The following is an 18740-nucleotide window of genomic DNA, read 5'->3' on the forward strand; positions in this document are numbered from 1 at the left end:
GTCATTTCCTTTTAATATTTTTGACACTCAAAAATAAGCCAACCGCGAGAAAATTACACAGTACCATAGAACCGATCATTAACCACTCTGTGGTATTATCATTAATTGGTGTTATCGTTTTATGAATCGAGACTAGCATTGATAATGATATACCAATTGCTCCAGCTATGGCGAATCGAATCGTACCAGCAAGTGACGATGCTGTACCGGCAATATGTGGATAGAAGTCTAATACCACAGCCATACTATTACCGCCAACTGTTGACATGCATCCAATGTAACCTGCAATACACACGACTAAATAGATAAATCCAAAATTAAATAATGTTCCAATCAAAAGCCCTATCGCCATGATAAATTGGATTAACAGCCCTAATTGCATCATTTTGATAGAACCAACAAGTTTAACAAAGCGGCTATTTAAGGTATTCATCAATACCATTACCACAATATTAAGTGCAAAATAGTAACCAAAATTGGTGGATGCAACGCCATGTAAGTTCATGTAAACAAAAGGCCCTAAACTTAAAAATGAAAATAATCCAGCGCCAGCAAATGCGCCTATTAGCATGTAAGTTAAGGCTTGGCGATGTCGAAATAGCGTAATGAAATTACTTAATATTCGAATGATACTAAATTTATCACGTTTAGCTTTGGCAAGTGTTTCTGGAATATAACTTACCACCAAGCCAAAGCAAATGATTGCCATTAGGCAAATGGTATAAAAGTTTGCTTGCCAATTAAACCAATACAAAATAAAACCACCAATGATCGGCGCTAATAATGGTGCTACGTTAGAGATTAACATCACAAAGGACATCATTTTTGAAAACTCATCACGGTCACGATAGATATCTTTCATTAAAGCATTAATCACTATTGTGGTTGCAGCAGCTGCAATCCCATGGAAAAAACGTGCAGTTATCAATTGATTAATATTGCCAGCAATAGCACAACCAAAGGCGGCAAAAACAAAAATAATCAGACCAATAATAAGAATATTTCGCCGGCCATAACTGTCAGTAAGTGGTCCAAATAAAAGTTGGCCAAAGGAAAACCCTAATAAATAACAGCTAATTGTAAGTTGAACGGTTGCATCAGCTACATTAAAGTCGTGAGCAATTGTTGGCATACTCGGTAAATACATATCAATGGATAAAGGCATTAACATAGATAGCAATCCAAGGATAAAGATCAGTGCTTTTTTAGAAATTTTAAATTCTACTTGCGTATTTGAGTTTTGCACGTTTGGGTTCCTATAAAATTCTTCAACTAAAAGTGCATGATGATGTGGCAACATAATCGATAATACCGTTAATTATGACTTAACGGTGTTTATTGACTTTAAGAGGCAATCATTTATTCACTTTTATTATTACGATAAAATTTGAAGCTAACTAAAAGAGTTGATTTCTTCTTCAGTAAGTGGACGGTATTCGCCCTCAGGAATATCTAGCATAATGTTGCCAATTTGTTTTCGATGTAACTGAACAACATGATTATTAACTGCGGCAAACATACGTTTAACTTGATGGTATCGACCTTCACTAATGGTTAGCTCTGCGTGATATGGGTCAATAATATTTAGTTTAGCCGGCTTTGTGAGTGACTTCTCACTTTTTAGTTGAATGCCTTTGGCAAATATATCGATGAGTTCGATGCTTAGGGGGTGTTCAACCGTGACTTGATAGACTTTTTCACAATGATGTTTGGGTGAAGTAATACGATGTGACCACTTACCATCGTCTGTTAATAGTACTAAACCTGTTGTATCAAGATCCAATCTGCCGGCTGCGTGCAACTTTTCAGACATTGGTTCGTCGATAAAATATAGAATAGTTGGATGATCGGGATCATCGGTTGAGCAAACATAACCTTGTGGTTTATTGAGCATAAAATAACGATGTTCGGTGATTGGCACAATTTCGAAGCCATCGTACTCAACCACTTGTGTAGGTGATAATTGGTAGGCGCCTGATTTTATTATGTCGCCATCAACAGTCACTTTTTGTGCTCTAAGTTCTTTATTCACGATTGTTCTGCTTATACCTAAGTGATGAGCTAGAAATTTATCTAATCGCATAATCTGGGTAATCTTCCTCTGTTTTAAAAAGGTGTATAAATATCAAAACGGTGATTTTTAGTTTTAATTTCGGCTGTTGGTTTTTGCTCGGCTAAAAATGGCGCATAATCAGGTCGTTTAACGACTACGCGTTTTTTAGCTAATCGTCTAGCTGGTTCAAGTAAACTATCTGAATCTAAGTCACTACCCACTAACTGTTGAAAAATGCGCATCTCTTTTTTGACTAATGCACTTTTTTGTCGATGTGGAAACATTGGATCAAGATAAACCACATCGGGTTTTTCGTGCAATGACAATAGACCTGTTTGGCTTGAATTATAAATCAGGTTTAACCGTTGCTGTAACCAATTGCCTATTATTGGATCTTGGTAACCTCGCTGTAAACCATCAGCTAATAATGCAGCCACAACGGGATGCCTTTCAAACATCGTGACATGACAACCGATTGCTGCTAATACAAATGCATCACGACCAAGTCCAGCTGTTGCATCTACTACTGTTGGTAAATACTCACCTTTTACGCCTACTGCTTTGGCAATGGCTTCACCGCGCCCACCACCAAACTGACGACGATGAGCCATTGTGCCAGATACAAAATCTACTGTTACAGCCCCGAGTTTTGGTTCGTCGGTTTTTTGTAATACGAGTTGAGCGGTATCAGTCACTAAAGCAAAGGGAACAGTGGGATGCGTGGATAACCACTGCTCAGCTAATAATTTTAGCTGAGCTGGATTAGAACTAGTGGATACCATAGTGACGAAGTAGTGCCTCAAGTTGCGGTTCACGTCCACGGAAATTTTTAAATAATGTCATAGGTTCATCACTGCCACCTTGTGACAAAATATTGTCCAAAAATGCATTACCGGTTTTAGCATTAAAAATGCCTTCTTCTTCGAAGCGTGAAAAAGCATCGGCTGATAACACTTCGGCCCATAAATAACTGTAATAACCAGCGGCATATCCGCCTGCAAAAATATGACTAAAAGCGTGAGGGAATCGCCCCCATTCAACCGTTGGTACGACAGCAACTTGTTTTCTAACCTCCGCCAAAGTGGTTAAGATATCAGGCGTTTTCTGGCTATGAAGTTTAAAATCAAATAAACCGAACTCTAATTGACGTAATATAAATAATGCAGCTTGATAGTTTTTCGCATCGAGCATTTTTTCTAGCATTTCTGGCGGTAAAGGCTCACCGGTTTGATAGTGTCCTGAAATGAAGGCCAACGCTTCGGGTTGCCAACACCAGTTTTCTAAAAATTGACTTGGTAATTCAACCGCATCCCAAGCTACACCATTGATACCTGCAACTGATGATACGTCAATTTCGGTTAACATATGATGCAAGCCATGACCAAATTCGTGAAATAGGGTGGTTACTTCGTCATGAGTAAATAACGCGGGTTTATCACCGATTGGTCGATTAAAGTTACAAGTTAAATAAGCAACGGGTTTTTGTATGTGACCATCTGCAAAACGCATGCGACCAATACAATCATCCATCCATGCACCACCACGTTTATGTTCACGAGCATACAAATCAAGATAAAAACTGCCTTTTAGTTCACCATTGGCATTAAATAAATCATAAAATTTGACTTCAGGGTGCCACACTTCAACGCCAAGCCGTTCTTTAGCGGTAATCCCAAAAATACGATGGACGACTTCAAATAAGCCATTTATCACTCGTTGTTCAGGAAAATAAGGTCGGAGTTCTTCGTTATCAATGGTATAAAGGTATTGTTTTTGTTTTTCACTGTAATAGGCAATATCCCAAGGTTTGATATCGCTGGCACCAAAAAATTCATAGGCGTAGCGTTTCAAATCCGCTAATTCTTTTTCACCTTGTGGTTTAGCTTTATTGGCTAAATCAGTCAAAAACTCAGTAACTTGATGGACTGATTGCGCCATTTTAGTGGCTAGAGATTTGTCAGCATAAGTATCAAAACCAAGTAATTTAGCGAGTTCATCTCTTAATGTTAAAATCTGCTCGATGATTTGTGTATTATCCCATTTACCTGCATTCGGTCCTTGATCTGAAGCCCGCGTATTATAAGCTTGATAGAGCTCAAAACGTAACTCACGGTTATCACAATAAGTCATAACTGGTTGGTAACTTGGAATATCTAAAGTAATTAACCAGCCGTCTTGTCCTTTTGATTTGGCTTGTTCTTTTGCCGCGGCAAGCGCACTTTCAGGCATACCAGACAACTGTTTTTCATCTGTTATTAGTTTTGTCCAGCCCATCGTTGCATCTAATACATTGTTGCTATATTGTGAGGATAATTCTGATAATTTGGCAACAATTTCACCATAGCGTTTTTGTTTATCATCAGCTAAGCCTATTCCCGACAATTCAAAATCACGCAGTGCATTGTCGATCACTTTTTTCTGTGCTTTACTTAAAGTATTGTAATTTTCGCTTTGTTTTAGTTGTTTATAAGCTTGATATAAAGGTTTATGTTGTCCAACCCATGTGCTGTATTCTGATAATAATGGTAAACATGCTTCATAAGCTTTACGTAATTCAGGGCTATTTTTTACAGAATTAAGGTGGCTGACCGGTGACCAAACTCGTCCAAATTTTTCATCCATTTCATCAATGGGTTGAATTAAGTTGTCCCAAGTATACTCACTATTTTGTTTTAGCACTGTTTCAATTGTGTTGCGACAATTATTTAGGGCCTGCTGTACAGCAGGTAGAACGTGCTCAGGCTTGATTTGAGAAAATAGCGGTAATGGAGCATTGGTTAATAATGGATTGGTCATGTTGCGATACCTTTCTACAAAGATTTTGTTTAGTGATTAAACATTATGTGCGGGTAAAAAAACGCAAGTCAAGTATTTTGTGTTAAGGAATAGTTTATAATCCCATTAATTTGCGTTCACGTTGCCATTCTGTTGGTGTATAGGTTTTGATAGATAATGCATGGATACGGTTATCATTAATAAATTCGGCTAAAGGTGCATAAATTAATTGTTGTTTTTTGACTCGGCTCAAATCTGCAAATAGTTCACTGACTGCAATAACCTGAAAATGACTACCATCGTCAGTCATAACATATACATTGTCAAGGTTAAGAGAACTATTTAATTTGTCTATAATTTGTTGTTTGTCCATGATTGTAACTCAGTATGAATATTCTAACTTTATATTAAGTTGTTTAAGCTAATATTTATGTTTGGTAATAACACAATATGAATTAAGCCATAATAACTGGCTGTAAGTCATACAGTGCAATTAAAGTTTGTAATTGTGGATTAATGCCCATTAATTTGGTTTGATATTTAGTACAAAAATAAACTAATGTTGCTAGTCCAGAAGAGTCAACTCGAGTTAACTGAGCAACATCAATAGTTGTAACGCCATTTAAAATACTATGCTGAGTTGACCATATTTCATTAAGGGAGTGAGCATCTAGCTCACCCTTTAAATATAAGACATTATCTTGTTTGTCTGCTTTGATTCGCGACATCATAGGCTAGCCTTTTGGTTTAGCATTAGGATCAATTTTACGATTTGAAAGATCTGTTAATTGCTTAGTTAATGCATCAATACCGTCTTGACGTAATATAGTCGACCACTCATTTTGTTTAGTGGTAATCATACTCACACCTTCAGCAATTAAGTCGTATGCTTTCCATTCCCCTGTGACAGTGTTTTTACGCCATTGAAAATCAATACGCAATGGTTGCTGGCTTTTATCGGGTTGGATTAATAATACGCGAATTGAAACTAAGCTTTTACCTGTTAGGTCTTTTGCTGCTTCAACTTGATAAGTTTGACCGTTGTACATAGATAGCGCTTGGGCAAAAGCTTGAACTAAGTAGTTTTCAAATGCATCGAAATAAGCAGTACGTTGCGCCTCAGAAGCACTTTTGTAGTAATTACCTAAAATTAACGCACCAGCATATTTAACTTGCACATAAGGTAATAAATCAGTTCTAACTATTTCCTTCAATTTATTCGGATTGGTCTTGATTGTAGCTGATTGAGATTTAATGGTATTAAAAATCTTATCGGCTGCAACTTGCATATCTTTGTATGGGTCGTTATCAGCAAGCGCAAATGTGCTGAATGCTAATGCGAATACGAAAAAAATTGCTTGTTTAAATCTGATTAACATAATTACTCCTTACTTTCATTGGTATCTGGTGTAGTTTGTTTTTTGTCCTTATCTGAAGAACCACCTGCACTATAAAGGAATTGCCCAATTAAATCCTCTATAACCATAGCCGGTTTTGTATTGTTAATAACTAGGCCTTCTTGAAAATAAGCAGGCTTATTATCTTTTGCTATTGGTGTGCTACTAGGAATATCGGCGTCTAATGCATCTAGATCATGTTCAAGGTTTTGGTCCAGTCCGAAATTGATATCAATAAACTGTTCGCCTAATAAACCAGAGGTTTTAATCGATAATGCGCTTGAGCTAGGAATTTTATCATATTGTGCATCAATATCTATTGCCACATAAGGTTTATACACATCATTTTCAGATGATTGTAATGTGATGTTATTGACCCGACCAATTACAACTCCACCTATTTTGATTGGTGAACGTGCTTTTAATCCACCAATATTATCAAATACAGCATAAACACGATAAGTGTTATGACTGCTAAATGATGTGGGGTCAGTCACTCTAAAGCATAAAAATAGTACTGAAAGAATAACCAGCACCATAAATAATCCAACGGTAATTTCGACTTTACGACTCATGTTTAATGACCTCAATTACTAAACATTAATGCGGTTAGGATAAAATCTAACCCCAAAATAACTAATGATGAATAGACAACGGTGTTTGTTGTTGCCCGGCTAATTCCTTCAGACGTTGGTACACAATCGTAACCATTAAATAGTGCAATCCAAGTACTGGCGATTGCAAAGGCGAAGCTTTTAATAAAACAATTGCCTAAATCGTGCCACCAATCAACATTACTTTGAATGGATGACCAAAAAAAGCCAGCGTCAATTCCTTTCCAGTCTACTCCAACTAAAACACCACCCAAAATGCCAACAGTGACAAAAATAGCTGTTAAAAAAGGCATACTAAAAAAGCCCGCCCAAAAGCGTGGTGCAATGATTCGTCGTAGTGGATCGATTGCCATCATTTCCATGCTTGATAACTGTTCTGTGGCTTTCATAAGACCTATTTCAGCTGTTAAGGCAGAACCCGCACGACCTGCAAATAATAAGCCAGCAACGACTGGACCAAGCTCTCTAAGTAGGGCAAGCGCAACCATCATTCCTAAACTTGCTTCAGCACCAAAGGTGGTTAAAATAAAGTAACCTTGAAGAGCAAGTACCATACCGATGAAAAGACCTGATACGATAATAATAGTCAGTGATTGTACACCGACAAAATAAAATTGTTTGATAAGTAAGGGGAATTGTTTACCAAATTGTGGTCGGCCAATCAGTGCGCCAAATAGCATCATTCCCGAACGCCCAACCATTGCAATGGTATTAATGGTTGCTTGTCCAAGTTTTGCAAGTAAATTCAACATTATTTTATACCTCTGCTTAGGTCTAATTTATAATCATCAGCAGGATAATGAAATGGAACCGGACCATCAGCCAGTCCTTCCAGAAATTGTTTTACACGCAAATCATCATTATTGCGTAATTCTTCAGATGTACCACCAGCAATAATATGTTGTTCTGCAACAATATAAGCATAATCAGCAATACTTAGTACTTCATTCACATCGTGGCTAACAACAATACAGGTTAATCCAAGTGATTGGTTAATTTCAGATATAAGTTTAACTATGACGCCCATAGATATGGGGTCTTGCCCTGCAAATGGCTCGTCAAACATAATGAGATCTGGATCAAGTGCTATTGCTCTGGCTAAAGCTGCTCGCCGTGCCATACCACCAGATAATTCTGAAGGCATCATCTGCGCTGCACCGCGTAAACCAACGGACTGTAATTTCATTAACACTAAATTGTGCAATATGGGCTCTGGTAGATTAAGGTGCTCACGAAGAGGATAAGCCACATTATCAAAGACTGATAAATCAGTAAATAGTGCCCCAGATTGGAATAACATACTCATGCGTTTACGAACTTCATATAGTCTTGAACGGGACATGCTAGGTATGTCTTCACCATCAAATAAAATTTTTCCCGCTTGAGGTTTAAGTTGACCACCAATTAGGCGAAGCAGTGTTGTTTTACCTATTCCAGATGGTCCCATAATGGCAGTTACTTTGCCTTTAGGCACATTTAAATTCATATTTTTGTAAATCGGCCGGCTACCTCGATAAAAAGACATATCGTGTATTTCGACCAAATTCTGTTGTAATGTGTTCGTCACATCGATTTCCTACACTACCATAATGAAAGTTGAGCTTATTTTACTTGATATTTGCGAATAATGAAATCTATTAAATAGATTAGCCAATTATTGGCGAATTTTAGTAGATAAGAGTAACTAATTAAAAATTAATAGAAAAATTTTCATAATTAAGTGGTTTATCGACAGGTAATCATTAAAATTCAATAGAGTAAACGTTTTGTGAATAATTATAAATGAGGGCCGTAACCCTCATCTTTTGATTCTAAAGTCATTACTTGTGATAATTGGTTACGTTAGTTATTCATGTCTTGCTTTTCGTGCTAAATAATTACCAAGACTTTGTACGAGTTGCACAGTGATGATCAATATCACAACTGTAATAATGACAACAGTTGTATCAAAGCGTTGATAACCATAGGATATAGCTAAATCTCCGATCCCGCCAGCCCCAACTGCACCAGCCATAGCTGTTGCGCTAATTAAGCCTATTGTTGCAGTGGTAAGGGTTAAAATTAAAGAGCTAAAAGCTTCGGGCAACATAAAATGCCAAATAATTTGTAACGGTGTTGCTCCCATAGACTCAGCTGCTTCTATAATGCCACTATTGACTTCTAGGAGTGAATTTTCCACTAATCGTGCAATATAAGGCGCGACGTATACTGTTAGGGGTACAATTGCTGCTGCTGTGCCGATCGAACTGCCTACGATGAGTTTAGTGAAAGGTAAGATCGCTACTAATAAAATAATAAACGGTAAAGAGCGTAGCAGATTAATTATTGGGTTGATGATCCGATATACTTTACGACTTTCTAATAATCCTGATGGTCGTGTGGTGACTAAACAGATACCTAGAGGAATACCCAGTAACGAACCTAGTACCAAAGCAAAAAACACCATTATTAAGGTTTCGTACGACGCTTGAATAAATTGTTCAGCGGTTAGTGTAGTGGCAAAATAAGAACTTAAGTAATTGATAATATTATTTAAGGTTTCCATTTAATTCCTCTCCCATTGTTTAATCTCGGTGACTTGTACACCACACTGACGTAGATATAGTACTGATTCTTCAATATCATTGTTGTTGCCTTTTAATTGAACAAACATACTGCCAAGTACTGTTTTTTCAATTTCTGACATATGGGCAAACAAGATGTTGACGACTACTTTTTGCTTTAATATCAGCGAATTGATGACAGGCTCTGAGGCTGATCTTCCTAAAAATTCGAGTTTGAATAATTGGATATTATCTTTATCACCTTCTATTTCAATTAAGTTTTCGACAACACCAGTTGGGATCTGGTCATTAATCACTGAACTGACAAAGTTTTGAGTAGTATGATGCTTTGGATGACCAAATACGTCCAGTACATTACCATGCTCAACAATCTGACCTTTTTCCATTACCGCGACTTTATGACAAATTTGCTCAATCACATGCATTTCATGAGTAATAAGTACTACAGTGATCTTATATTTTTCATTGATTTTTTTGATTAAATCTAAAATTGATTGTGTTGTTTGTGGATCAAGCGCTGAAGTCGCTTCATCACAAAGTAAAATATCAGGGTCATTCGCCAATGCACGCGCAATACCAATGCGCTGTTTTTGTCCGCCAGAAAGCTCTTTAGGATAGCTATTAGCTTTATCACTTAATCCCACGAATTCTAATAGCTCATAAACTTTTTGTTTTATTGTTTGCTTATCTTTTTTAATTAAAATTAGAGGAATAGCGATATTTTCAAATACAGTTTTAGATTCAAGTAAATTAAAATGTTGAAAAATCATGCCAATTTTTTGTCTTACATGACGTAAGTCAGCATTTGATAGTTGATTTAGTTGTTGATCTTGGACAATTACATTTCCTGTTGTCGGTTTTTCAAGAAAGTTAATTAAGCGAACTAAGGTACTTTTTCCCGCTCCACTATAGCCAATAATGCCATAGATATCACCTTTATCAATGGTTAAATTAATATTGTGCAGCGCCTGAGTGGTGATGCCGTTTCGCTCATATTGCTTAGAGACATTTTCGAATTTAATCATTATTTAATACCTGTTGATTGGTGTTCTAATTCAATTAATGCTTGCTTAGCAAGTATATATAAATAATTTACAGCTGGCATTATCATGTCTATGTTGATTTCAAATTTTGGATGATGAAGCGCATAAGAGCTTTGTGATCCAAGATTGATAAACGCACCCGGTACTTGATGTAGATAGTGGGCAAAATCTTCACCACCTAGTTGCGGTTTAAAATCGATTACTTCGTAATTCATTTGCTTGGCGATGGACTGAGCAAATTCAACCCATTTGTCATCGTTAATGACAGAAGGTGGTCCATCAAACCATCTTAATTCAGCTTTTGCACCCATGGCAATCGCGATGTTTTCAATAATACTTTGTAGCTGTTGTTTTACTTTTGCCCTCACTTGTGGCGTTAAAGTTCGCACAGTGCCTTCCATTTCTACTGTTTCGGGGATGACATTCCATGTATTTCCACCTAAGAATTTTGTAATACTAACGATTACTGCATCAAGCCCACTTATTGTACGGCTAGAGATTGTTTGAATGGCGCTAACAATTTGTGCCCCTATCACTATGGGATCGATTCCCGATTCTGGTCTTGCTGCATGGGCCCCGACCCCTTTTATTGTGATTTCAATGCGATCAACATTGGCCGAAAAAGGGCCAGCACGTGATGCCATCTGATTGATGGCTAAATTGGGATTATTATGGAGCCCCAATATTGCATCAACCCCTTTCAACGCACCAATATCTATAAATTGTAATGCGCCGCTAAAGTTTTCTTCTGCGGGTTGAAATAATAAGCGAATCGTACCTTTTAAGTCTTGTTCGTGTTGTTTAAGCAAGTAAGCTGCGCCCATTAGAATCGACGTATGTACATCGTGGCCACAAGCATGCATAACATCGGGCGTTTGAGATTTATAATTGCTGGCTGTTTGTTCATTAATGGGTAATGCATCAATATCTGCACGTAATGCGAGCACTGGTGAACCTGAGCCTATTTCAGCTATGACGCCTGTTTTTGCTCCAAGTTCTAAAATTCGAATATGCGCTTTTTGTAAATAAGATCTAATTGTTTTAGTTGTTTCATATTCTTGATTAGAAAGCTCGGGATGTTGATGTAATTTTCTAAAAAGCTGATGAATACTGTCTGCAATTGATTCACTCATGGTATATCCAACAAATAATTATAGATAGTATTAACGTAGCATAGCTTGATTTAGCAACCTAATAATCGTTTTTTATATCTTATTCCAAAAAGTTATAAGATAGAATAACTTGGAATAAATGAACTATTTTTTCTATGCTAGAGTATGGTTAAGTTACATAGCTTATTGGGGATAGTTAATATGAAGCATCGTTTTACAAAATTGCATAAAAATATTTTGGTTTTATCGATATTAAGTTTTCTGTTTTTACTAACAGCTTGTGATAATTCTTCAAAGCAAGCCAATAATCAAACTAAAAAAGAGATTAGTATGGGGGTATCACCCGGGCCCTATAACGAATTATTTAAAGACGCGGTAAAACCCATACTTGAGTCTGAAGGTTATAAGGTGAAATTGGTTAGCTTTCCACATTTACTTGAGTCTGATGTCGCTTTAAGTGAGGGCAGTATTGATTTGACCGTGGCACAGCATACCGCTTATATGAATGTGTTTAATACCCAACGTAAGGCTAACTTGAAACCCGTTGTACATGTACCATCAGTACCCGCTGCGATATTTTCAAACAAATATAATTCGTTACAGCAGGTGTTTAAAGGTGCGAAAGTTGCAATTCCACAAGATGCATCTAATGCTGCTCGTTCGTATAATTTGCTTGAAAAAGCTGGTTGGATAAAGTTAAAACCGAATACCAATCCTATTATTGTAAGTAAAAATGATATTGAGCAAAATATTGCCGGCATCAATATTATCGAGATGGATTCGGCTAATATTCCTCGCGTGATGAATGATTTAGATTTTGCCATTATTCCTGGAAGCATTGTTTACTCAGCGAATATTGATCCGAATAAAGCATTACTGTTAGAAACGATAATTCCAGATTTAGAAATTATGGTGGTCGTTAATGCGGGCAATGAAAATAGTCAATGGGCCCAAGATGTGAAACGTATTTATCAATCTCAACAGTTTAAAGATTATATGCAAGCGCACAACCAAAACGGTTATTGGGTGATGCCACAAGAGTAGTTTAATCGCTTATTTTAACAAGCTCAGTTTGTTACGAGCTTGTTAATATCTTGGCATGTTTTTGTCAACCATTAATGCCCAAGCATCTATACCTCCAGTCAAATTATAGAGATAATCAGTATCAAAGCCATTTTCAGCCAAATAATTTGCGACATTTAAACTTCTTACGCCATGATGACAATAAATCACAATATCTATTTCATCGGGGATTTTATCTAAATAAAGCGGGATCAGATTCATTGGAATGTGCATTGCTCCCTCAATTTTGCAGAAATTGACTTCGCTAGGTTCGCGCACGTCAAGTAGAACCAGTTTGTGTTGTTGTTTTAGTTTTTGATCAAGCTCAATAGCGGTGATGGACTTAATGGGTATCATATTAAAAACTCTAAAAAATGTTGTTAACAAGTTTAAGCTAAATACTTTTTTTGAAAAAAACAGCACTATTTATTACAAGTTATCATCCTATTAATGATTAATAGGATGATAATAATCATTTAAGCGGCTAATGCTTTACTGATTTTTTCATAGAGATCTTTAGATAGATGTTCTATTTTTAGTAACGCATTGAGTGCTTGTCGCATTTGCTCTTGTCGTTTTTCATCATAACGTTTTAAACGAATAAGTGGATCGATTAAACGTGCTGCAACTTGCGGATTTTTCTGATTTAATTCTGTCAAAATTTCAACCAAAAATTGATAACCACTGCCATCTTGTGCATGGAAGGCAACAGGATTGTTATTGACAAATGCACCGATTAAAGAGCGAATGCGATTTGGGTTAGTTAGCGAAAATGAACGGTGATTTAATAGTTTTTTCACCGTCGCTAGTACTTGCTTATCAGGGCTTGTAGCATTTAAAGCTAACCACTTATCCATCACGAGTCCATCTTGATGCCATTTATTATCAAAATCGGTTAGTAGATCTTTTTGGCAATTAAGTTGAGCTTTAACAGCCGTTGTTAATGCAGCAAATGCATCTGTCATGTTATCTGCATGATAATATTGCTCGCTAACTAGATGTGTTACTTGTGACTTATCATCAGCGTAAGCTAGTAGTATTAAACACGCATTTTTTAATGAGCGTTTTGCAATATCAGCATGAATAATTTGATATTGTGTTGTTTTATTATATTGATAAACCGCCTGTAATTCATCATAAAGTTCATTTGCAAAACAGGTTAATAGAAAGTGGCGCACTTGATAAATAGCCATTGGATCAACAACAGCAAAAAGATTAGCTATTTCATTTTCTGAAGGTAAAGTTACTATTTGGGCGATAAGAGCAGGATCGGTTGATTCTGATAATAACACTGCTCTAAAGGCATCTAATACTGTTTGCGGTAAGGTTAGATCCTTTTTATGTTGGTAATTATCAACATTACTACGTATATATTTTGATAAAAGCATCTGTGCGGCATCGTAGCGACTAAATGCATTGGTTGCATGTTGCATTAAGAAAATGAGTTCATCATCTTGATAATGATATGTTAATTTAACCGGTGCTGAAAAATCACGTAGCAATGAAATAATCGGTTTTTCATCTATATGATCAAAAACAAATTGCTGTTTAGTCTGGGTAAGATTTAATACATGGTTAATCGATTTACCTTGTGATTGCAACGCAATGACATCACCATTGCGTCGATACAGTTCAATATCAACCGGGATATGTAACGCTTGTTTTTGCTGTTGATCTTGAGTTGCAGGTGTATGTTGTTCAATTGTTAAAGTATAGCGTTGACTTGTTTTATCATAACTATCAGTAATGGTGAGCTCTGGGGTACCTGATTGACTATACCATAATTTAAATTGGGTTAAATCGATGCCTGAGGCATCTTGCATGGCGGCAACAAAATCATCGCAGGTAGCCGCACTGCCATCGTGACGTTTGAAATAGAGCTTCATGCCAGCTTGGAATTTTTCTTCGCCTAATAGTGTATGCATCATACGAATAACTTCTGCCCCTTTTTCATAAACGGTAACAGTATAGAAATTATTCATTTCAATAACTTGTTCAGGACGAATAGGGTGAGACATTGGGCTTGCATCTTCAGCAAATTGTACTGTACGCATAATTTTAACATCATTGATTCGCTTAACCGCTCTTGATCCCATATCAGAACTAAATTCTTGATCACGAAAAACTGTTAAACCTTCTTTCAAACTGAGTTGAAACCAATCCCGACAGGTAACACGGTTGCCTGTCCAGTTATGAAAATATTCGTGACCAATAACGCCTTCAATTCCTAAGTAATCATCATCAGTGGCTGTTTCGGGTTTAGCTAGTACATATTTTGAATTGAAAATATTAAGCCCTTTGTTTTCCATTGCGCCCATGTTGAAAAAATCGACAGCAACAATCATAAAAATATCTAAGTCATATTCTAAGCCAAAACGGGTTTCGTCCCAGCGCATCGCATTTTTTAAGCTGGTCATGGCCCATTTTGCACGATCTAAATTACCTTTATCGACATAAATTTCTAGTTCAACGTTACGTTTTGATTGGGTGATAAAATGATCTTTTAAAATATCAAAATCACCTGCAACTAAGGCAAATAGATAAGCCGGTTTTGGAAACGGGTCTTGCCACTGTACCCAATGACGATCGTTGTCAAGTTCACCTTGAGCAATGCGATTACCATTAGAAAGTAAATAAGGATATTGTTTTTTATTGGCCGTAATTCGAGTTGAAAATCTGGCTAACACATCGGGTCTATCTAAATAGTAAGTAATGTGACGAAATCCTTCAGCTTCACATTGTGTGCAAAGTGCATCTCCTGAAACATATAGTCCTTCAAGCGCGGTGTTATTAATCGGTCTGATTTCGTTAACAATGGTTAAGGTAAATTCAGATGGAACATTTTTAATGATTAATCCTGTTGTTGTAATTTGATAATCAGTCCAAGGTTGTTCATCAATATTTACTGAAACCAATTTAAGTTCTTCACCATCTAAAATTAAATTGTCAGCGTGAAGATTTTTTTTGATAACATGACTACGGGCGATAACTGTGGTTATTTCTGCCGCTAAATCAAAATCAAGGTCGATGTCAGTAATTGTAAAGTCGGGTGTTTTATAATCTAAGCGATGTTTAGCTGTAGGTTGTAATTCAAGTGTTTGGCTATTCATTGTTATTAAGACCTTTTCGTATTTGCTTAATTTGTTAGCTGTGTTGTTTTTATTATAGCTGATTAAAAATAATCTGACTTAGATAATTAAGCTATATCTTCATTATTATTCTGCTATAATCTTGAGAATTTCATTTAGAGTATTAACAATAAGTTCACATGTTACCAGCTATAATTACATCAATTTTAGATACTGATGCTTATAAGTTGCATATGCAGCAAGCCGTTTTTCATCGTTACCCTAATGTTACTGTTGTTGCCGAGTTCCGTTGTCGAAGTGATGATTTACTAGGAAAATATGTTGATGAAATTAGGCATCAAGTTAAATTAATGGAATCGCTAGCACTTTCTGATGATGAGTTTACTTATTTGTCGGGCATCTCTTTTTTTAAAACTGATTATTTAAATTGGCTTAGAAATTGGCGCTTTGATAGCCATTTATTGACGATAAATAATGAAGATGGGGTGTTAGTCATTCGCATTGAAGGAAAATGGTTAGATGTTATTTTGTGGGAAGTGCCGTTATTAGCTGTAATTAGTGAAATAGTACATAAAGATCGCTCACCAAATATTGGAGTACCGGAAGCATTAAACCGACTCAAGCAAAAATTGGCAAAGTTTGCAGATCAAACAGCTAATATTGATATGTCCGGTTTTAATTTAATGGATTTTGGTACTCGTAGGCGTTATTCCTTTGCTGTACAAGAAGCTGTTGTGAGTTATCTAAAATCACACTTTGATAATTTTCATAGTACTAGTAATTATTTATTGGCTTATCGTTTAGGATTAACACCGGTCGGCACTCAGGCTCATGAATGGTTTCAAGCTCATCAACGCTTAAGTTCAAACTTACAAGATTGCCAAAAAACAGCTTTGCAAGTGTGGTTAGACGAATACCCAAAAGATTTAGGTGTTGCGTTAACCGATTGCATTACAATGGATGCCTTTTTACGGGATTTTGATTATTATTTTGCCTCTCATTATCAAGGACTTCGTCATGATTCTGGCGATCCCATCGAATGGGGCGAAAAAGCGATCAGCCATTATCAAGCACTAGGTATTGATCCTAAAACTAAACTATTAGTCTTTTCTGATAGTTTAAATTTTGATAAAGCGCTCAATATTTATAAACACTTTAATCATCGAGTACAACTATCGTTTGGTGTAGGCGGTTTTTTAGCGTGTGATATTCCATCAGACGATGTAAATACTAAAGCGTTAAATATTGTCTTAAAATTAACCGAATGTAATAACCAATCGGTTGCTAAGTTATCTGATAGTCCAGGTAAAACGATATCGCAAGATTTAGCTTTTATTGATGAGTTAAAGCGTACATTTAGTGTCAAACATTAATAATAATTGATGCTTTAAATATTATTAATATGACAAAATCAACATGAGTATTATGGATGATATTTGCTTAATATTGCTTGATTACACGATGATTGTAATTTCAAGGTAAATCATCCTGAGATACTTAAATATTATTTGATAAACTACTATAGAGATGGATAATTAAAATGATTTCAGTTGCACCTATTGTTGATGTGTTACAAGGCAAGATAGCTGTTGGAAGCACTATTTCGGTTCAAGGTTGGGTCAGGACCCGACGTGATTCAAAAGCTGGTATTTCGTTCCTAGCTGTGTATGATGGTTCATGTTTTGACCCAATCCAAGCGGTAATTGAAAAAGATCTACCGAATTACGAACAAGATATTTTGCGTTTAACTGCGGGTTGCTCAGTCAAAGTCACAGGTACTGTTGTTGAATCTCCAGGACAAGGTCAGCAATATGAATTGCAAGCAACACAAGTTGAAATTTATGGTTTTGTTGATGATCCAGAAACTTATCCTATGGCGGCTAAACGTCACTCAATTGAGTATTTACGTGAAGTTGCTCACTTAAGAGCTAGAACCAATATTGTTGGAGCAATTACGCGCGTTCGTCATACACTTGCTCAAGCAATCCATCAGTTTTTTGATGAACGAGGCTTTTTTTGGCTTTCTACACCAATCATTACCGCATCAGATACTGAGGGTGCGGGCGAAATGTTTCGAGTTTCGACACTGGATCTGTTAAATCTGCCCAAAACTGACAAAGGTAATATTGATTTTGATAAAGATTTTTTTGGTAAAGAGGCTTTCTTAACGGTTTCAGGGCAGCTCAACGCTGAAACTTATGCTTGTGCATTATCTAAAGTTTACACTTTTGGCCCTACTTTTAGAGCAGAAAATTCAAATACAACCCGTCATTTAGCTGAGTTTTGGATGATGGAGCCAGAAGTCGCTTTTGCAGATCTTGATGATAACGCCAAACTTGCCGAAGATATGTTGAAGTATGTTTTCAAAACCGTGCTTGAAAAACGTGCTGATGATATGCAATTTTTTGCCCAGCATATCGATAAAGATGCAATTAATCGTTTAGAAAGCTTTATTAACGCAGATTTTGCACAAGTTGATTATACTGATGCCATTACTATTTTACAAAATTGTGATGCTAAATTCGAAAATCCAGTAAGCTGGGGAATTGATTTAGCTTCTGAGCATGAACGCTATTTAGCTGAACAACACTTCAAAGCACCCGTGGTAGTTAAAAATTATCCAAAAGATATCAAAGCATTTTATATGCGTATGAATGATGATGGTAAGACCGTTGCTGCTATGGACGTATTAGCACCGGGTATTGGTGAAATTATTGGTGGCTCACAACGTGAAGAACGCTTAGATATGTTAGATAAACGTATGGATGAAATGGGACTTAAAAAAGAAGATTATTGGTGGTATCGTGATTTGCGCCGCTATGGTACTGTGCCTCACTCAGGATTTGGTCTCGGTTTTGAGCGCTTAATTGTATATGTTACTGGTGTACAAAATGTGCGTGATGTTATTCCTTTTCCAAGAACACCACGCAATGCAAATTTTTAATATGATTAAATTGTAAACCATTCGCTTACTAGGTTTATTAAAAAAACGATTTGTATAGATTTTATTGAAATAATGATTAAAAAATAA

Annotated in this window: 18 protein-coding genes; 3 read left to right on the forward strand and 15 right to left on the reverse strand. The window is 36.4% G+C overall.

Annotation, left to right across the window (positions count from 1 at the left end; all coding sequences use genetic code 11):
* Position 1 precedes the first annotated feature (1 nt).
* The 13 genes from A9G09_RS10335 to A9G09_RS10395 all read right to left on the reverse strand — a co-directional run bounded on the left by A9G09_RS10335 (position 2) and on the right by A9G09_RS10395 (position 11579).
* A complete protein-coding gene (locus A9G09_RS10335; protein WP_218056896.1) occupies positions 2-1246 on the reverse strand; it encodes a Bcr/CflA family multidrug efflux MFS transporter in 1245 nt (414 codons plus the stop codon).
* 147 nt (positions 1247-1393) lie between these two features.
* Positions 1394-2083 carry a 16S rRNA pseudouridine(516) synthase RsuA gene (rsuA, locus tag A9G09_RS10340; RefSeq protein WP_065634756.1) on the reverse strand — a complete coding sequence of 230 codons (690 nt, stop codon included), beginning with the start codon at positions 2081-2083 and terminating at the stop codon, positions 1394-1396.
* A 23-nt stretch (positions 2084-2106) separates the two neighbouring features.
* A complete protein-coding gene (locus A9G09_RS10345) occupies positions 2107-2835 on the reverse strand; it encodes a class I SAM-dependent methyltransferase (protein ID WP_065634757.1) in 729 nt (242 codons plus the stop codon).
* Entirely contained in the window at positions 2822-4849 is a 2028-nt protein-coding gene (prlC, locus tag A9G09_RS10350) for an oligopeptidase A (RefSeq protein WP_065634758.1), read from the reverse strand. Before prlC ends, A9G09_RS10345 begins: the two co-directional genes overlap by 14 nt.
* Before the next feature lie 94 nt (positions 4850-4943).
* Positions 4944-5201 (reverse strand): BolA family protein, encoded by a 258-nt coding sequence (locus A9G09_RS10355; protein ID WP_065634759.1) that lies wholly within the window; start codon positions 5199-5201, stop codon positions 4944-4946.
* An 82-nt stretch (positions 5202-5283) separates the two neighbouring features.
* Positions 5284-5559, reverse strand: coding sequence for an STAS domain-containing protein (locus tag A9G09_RS10360; protein WP_065634760.1), 276 nt, complete (start codon positions 5557-5559; stop codon positions 5284-5286).
* Positions 5560-5562: 3 nt separating this feature from the next.
* On the reverse strand, positions 5563-6207 hold the full coding sequence (gene mlaC / locus A9G09_RS10365) for a phospholipid-binding protein MlaC (RefSeq protein WP_065634761.1): 645 nt from the start codon (positions 6205-6207) through the stop codon (positions 5563-5565).
* A gap of 2 nt (positions 6208-6209) precedes the next feature.
* Positions 6210-6800 (reverse strand): outer membrane lipid asymmetry maintenance protein MlaD, encoded by a 591-nt coding sequence (gene mlaD / locus A9G09_RS10370; protein ID WP_065634762.1) that lies wholly within the window; start codon positions 6798-6800, stop codon positions 6210-6212.
* Positions 6801-6811: 11 nt separating this feature from the next.
* On the reverse strand, positions 6812-7594 hold the full coding sequence (gene mlaE, locus A9G09_RS10375) for a lipid asymmetry maintenance ABC transporter permease subunit MlaE (protein WP_065634763.1): 783 nt from the start codon (positions 7592-7594) through the stop codon (positions 6812-6814).
* Positions 7591-8406 carry a phospholipid ABC transporter ATP-binding protein MlaF gene (mlaF, locus tag A9G09_RS10380; RefSeq protein WP_218056898.1) on the reverse strand — a complete coding sequence of 272 codons (816 nt, stop codon included), beginning with the start codon at positions 8404-8406 and terminating at the stop codon, positions 7591-7593. The genes mlaE and mlaF overlap by 4 nt, the downstream gene beginning before the upstream one ends.
* A gap of 279 nt (positions 8407-8685) precedes the next feature.
* The gene (locus A9G09_RS10385; protein ID WP_065634764.1) at positions 8686-9384 is read right to left on the reverse strand and encodes a methionine ABC transporter permease; all 699 of its coding nucleotides are present in this window, start codon (positions 9382-9384) and stop codon (positions 8686-8688) included.
* The gene (locus A9G09_RS10390) at positions 9385-10428 is read right to left on the reverse strand and encodes a methionine ABC transporter ATP-binding protein (protein WP_065634765.1); all 1044 of its coding nucleotides are present in this window, start codon (positions 10426-10428) and stop codon (positions 9385-9387) included.
* Positions 10428-11579 (reverse strand): amidohydrolase, encoded by a 1152-nt coding sequence (locus A9G09_RS10395; RefSeq protein WP_065634766.1) that lies wholly within the window; start codon positions 11577-11579, stop codon positions 10428-10430. Before A9G09_RS10395 ends, A9G09_RS10390 begins: the two co-directional genes overlap by 1 nt.
* Before the next feature lie 180 nt (positions 11580-11759).
* Here A9G09_RS10395 and A9G09_RS10400 point away from each other — a divergent pair, with 180 nt between their 5' ends.
* Positions 11760-12602, forward strand: coding sequence for a MetQ/NlpA family ABC transporter substrate-binding protein (locus A9G09_RS10400; RefSeq protein WP_065634767.1), 843 nt, complete (start codon positions 11760-11762; stop codon positions 12600-12602).
* A gap of 42 nt (positions 12603-12644) precedes the next feature.
* Here the strand turns inward: A9G09_RS10400 and A9G09_RS10405 are convergent, their stop codons facing one another.
* Both A9G09_RS10405 and pepN read right to left on the reverse strand, forming a co-directional pair.
* Positions 12645-12977, reverse strand: a complete 333-nt coding sequence (locus A9G09_RS10405; RefSeq protein ID WP_176700975.1) for a rhodanese-like domain-containing protein — start codon at positions 12975-12977, stop codon at positions 12645-12647.
* A gap of 119 nt (positions 12978-13096) precedes the next feature.
* Positions 13097-15730 carry an aminopeptidase N gene (pepN, locus tag A9G09_RS10410; RefSeq protein WP_065634768.1) on the reverse strand — a complete coding sequence of 878 codons (2634 nt, stop codon included), beginning with the start codon at positions 15728-15730 and terminating at the stop codon, positions 13097-13099.
* A 158-nt stretch (positions 15731-15888) separates the two neighbouring features.
* Here pepN and pncB point away from each other — a divergent pair, with 158 nt between their 5' ends.
* Together pncB and asnS are read left to right on the forward strand one after the other, a co-directional pair.
* Entirely contained in the window at positions 15889-17082 is a 1194-nt protein-coding gene (gene pncB / locus A9G09_RS10415) for a nicotinate phosphoribosyltransferase (RefSeq protein ID WP_065634769.1), read from the forward strand.
* Positions 17083-17252: 170 nt separating this feature from the next.
* The gene (gene asnS / locus A9G09_RS10420; RefSeq protein WP_065634806.1) at positions 17253-18653 is read left to right on the forward strand and encodes an asparagine--tRNA ligase; all 1401 of its coding nucleotides are present in this window, start codon (positions 17253-17255) and stop codon (positions 18651-18653) included.
* Positions 18654-18740: the final 87 nt, after the last annotated feature.

The sequence above is a fragment of the Gilliamella sp. wkB292 genome (assembly GCF_001690235.1).
GTDB classification, from domain to species: Bacteria; Pseudomonadota; Gammaproteobacteria; order Enterobacterales; family Orbaceae; genus Gilliamella; species Gilliamella apicola_F.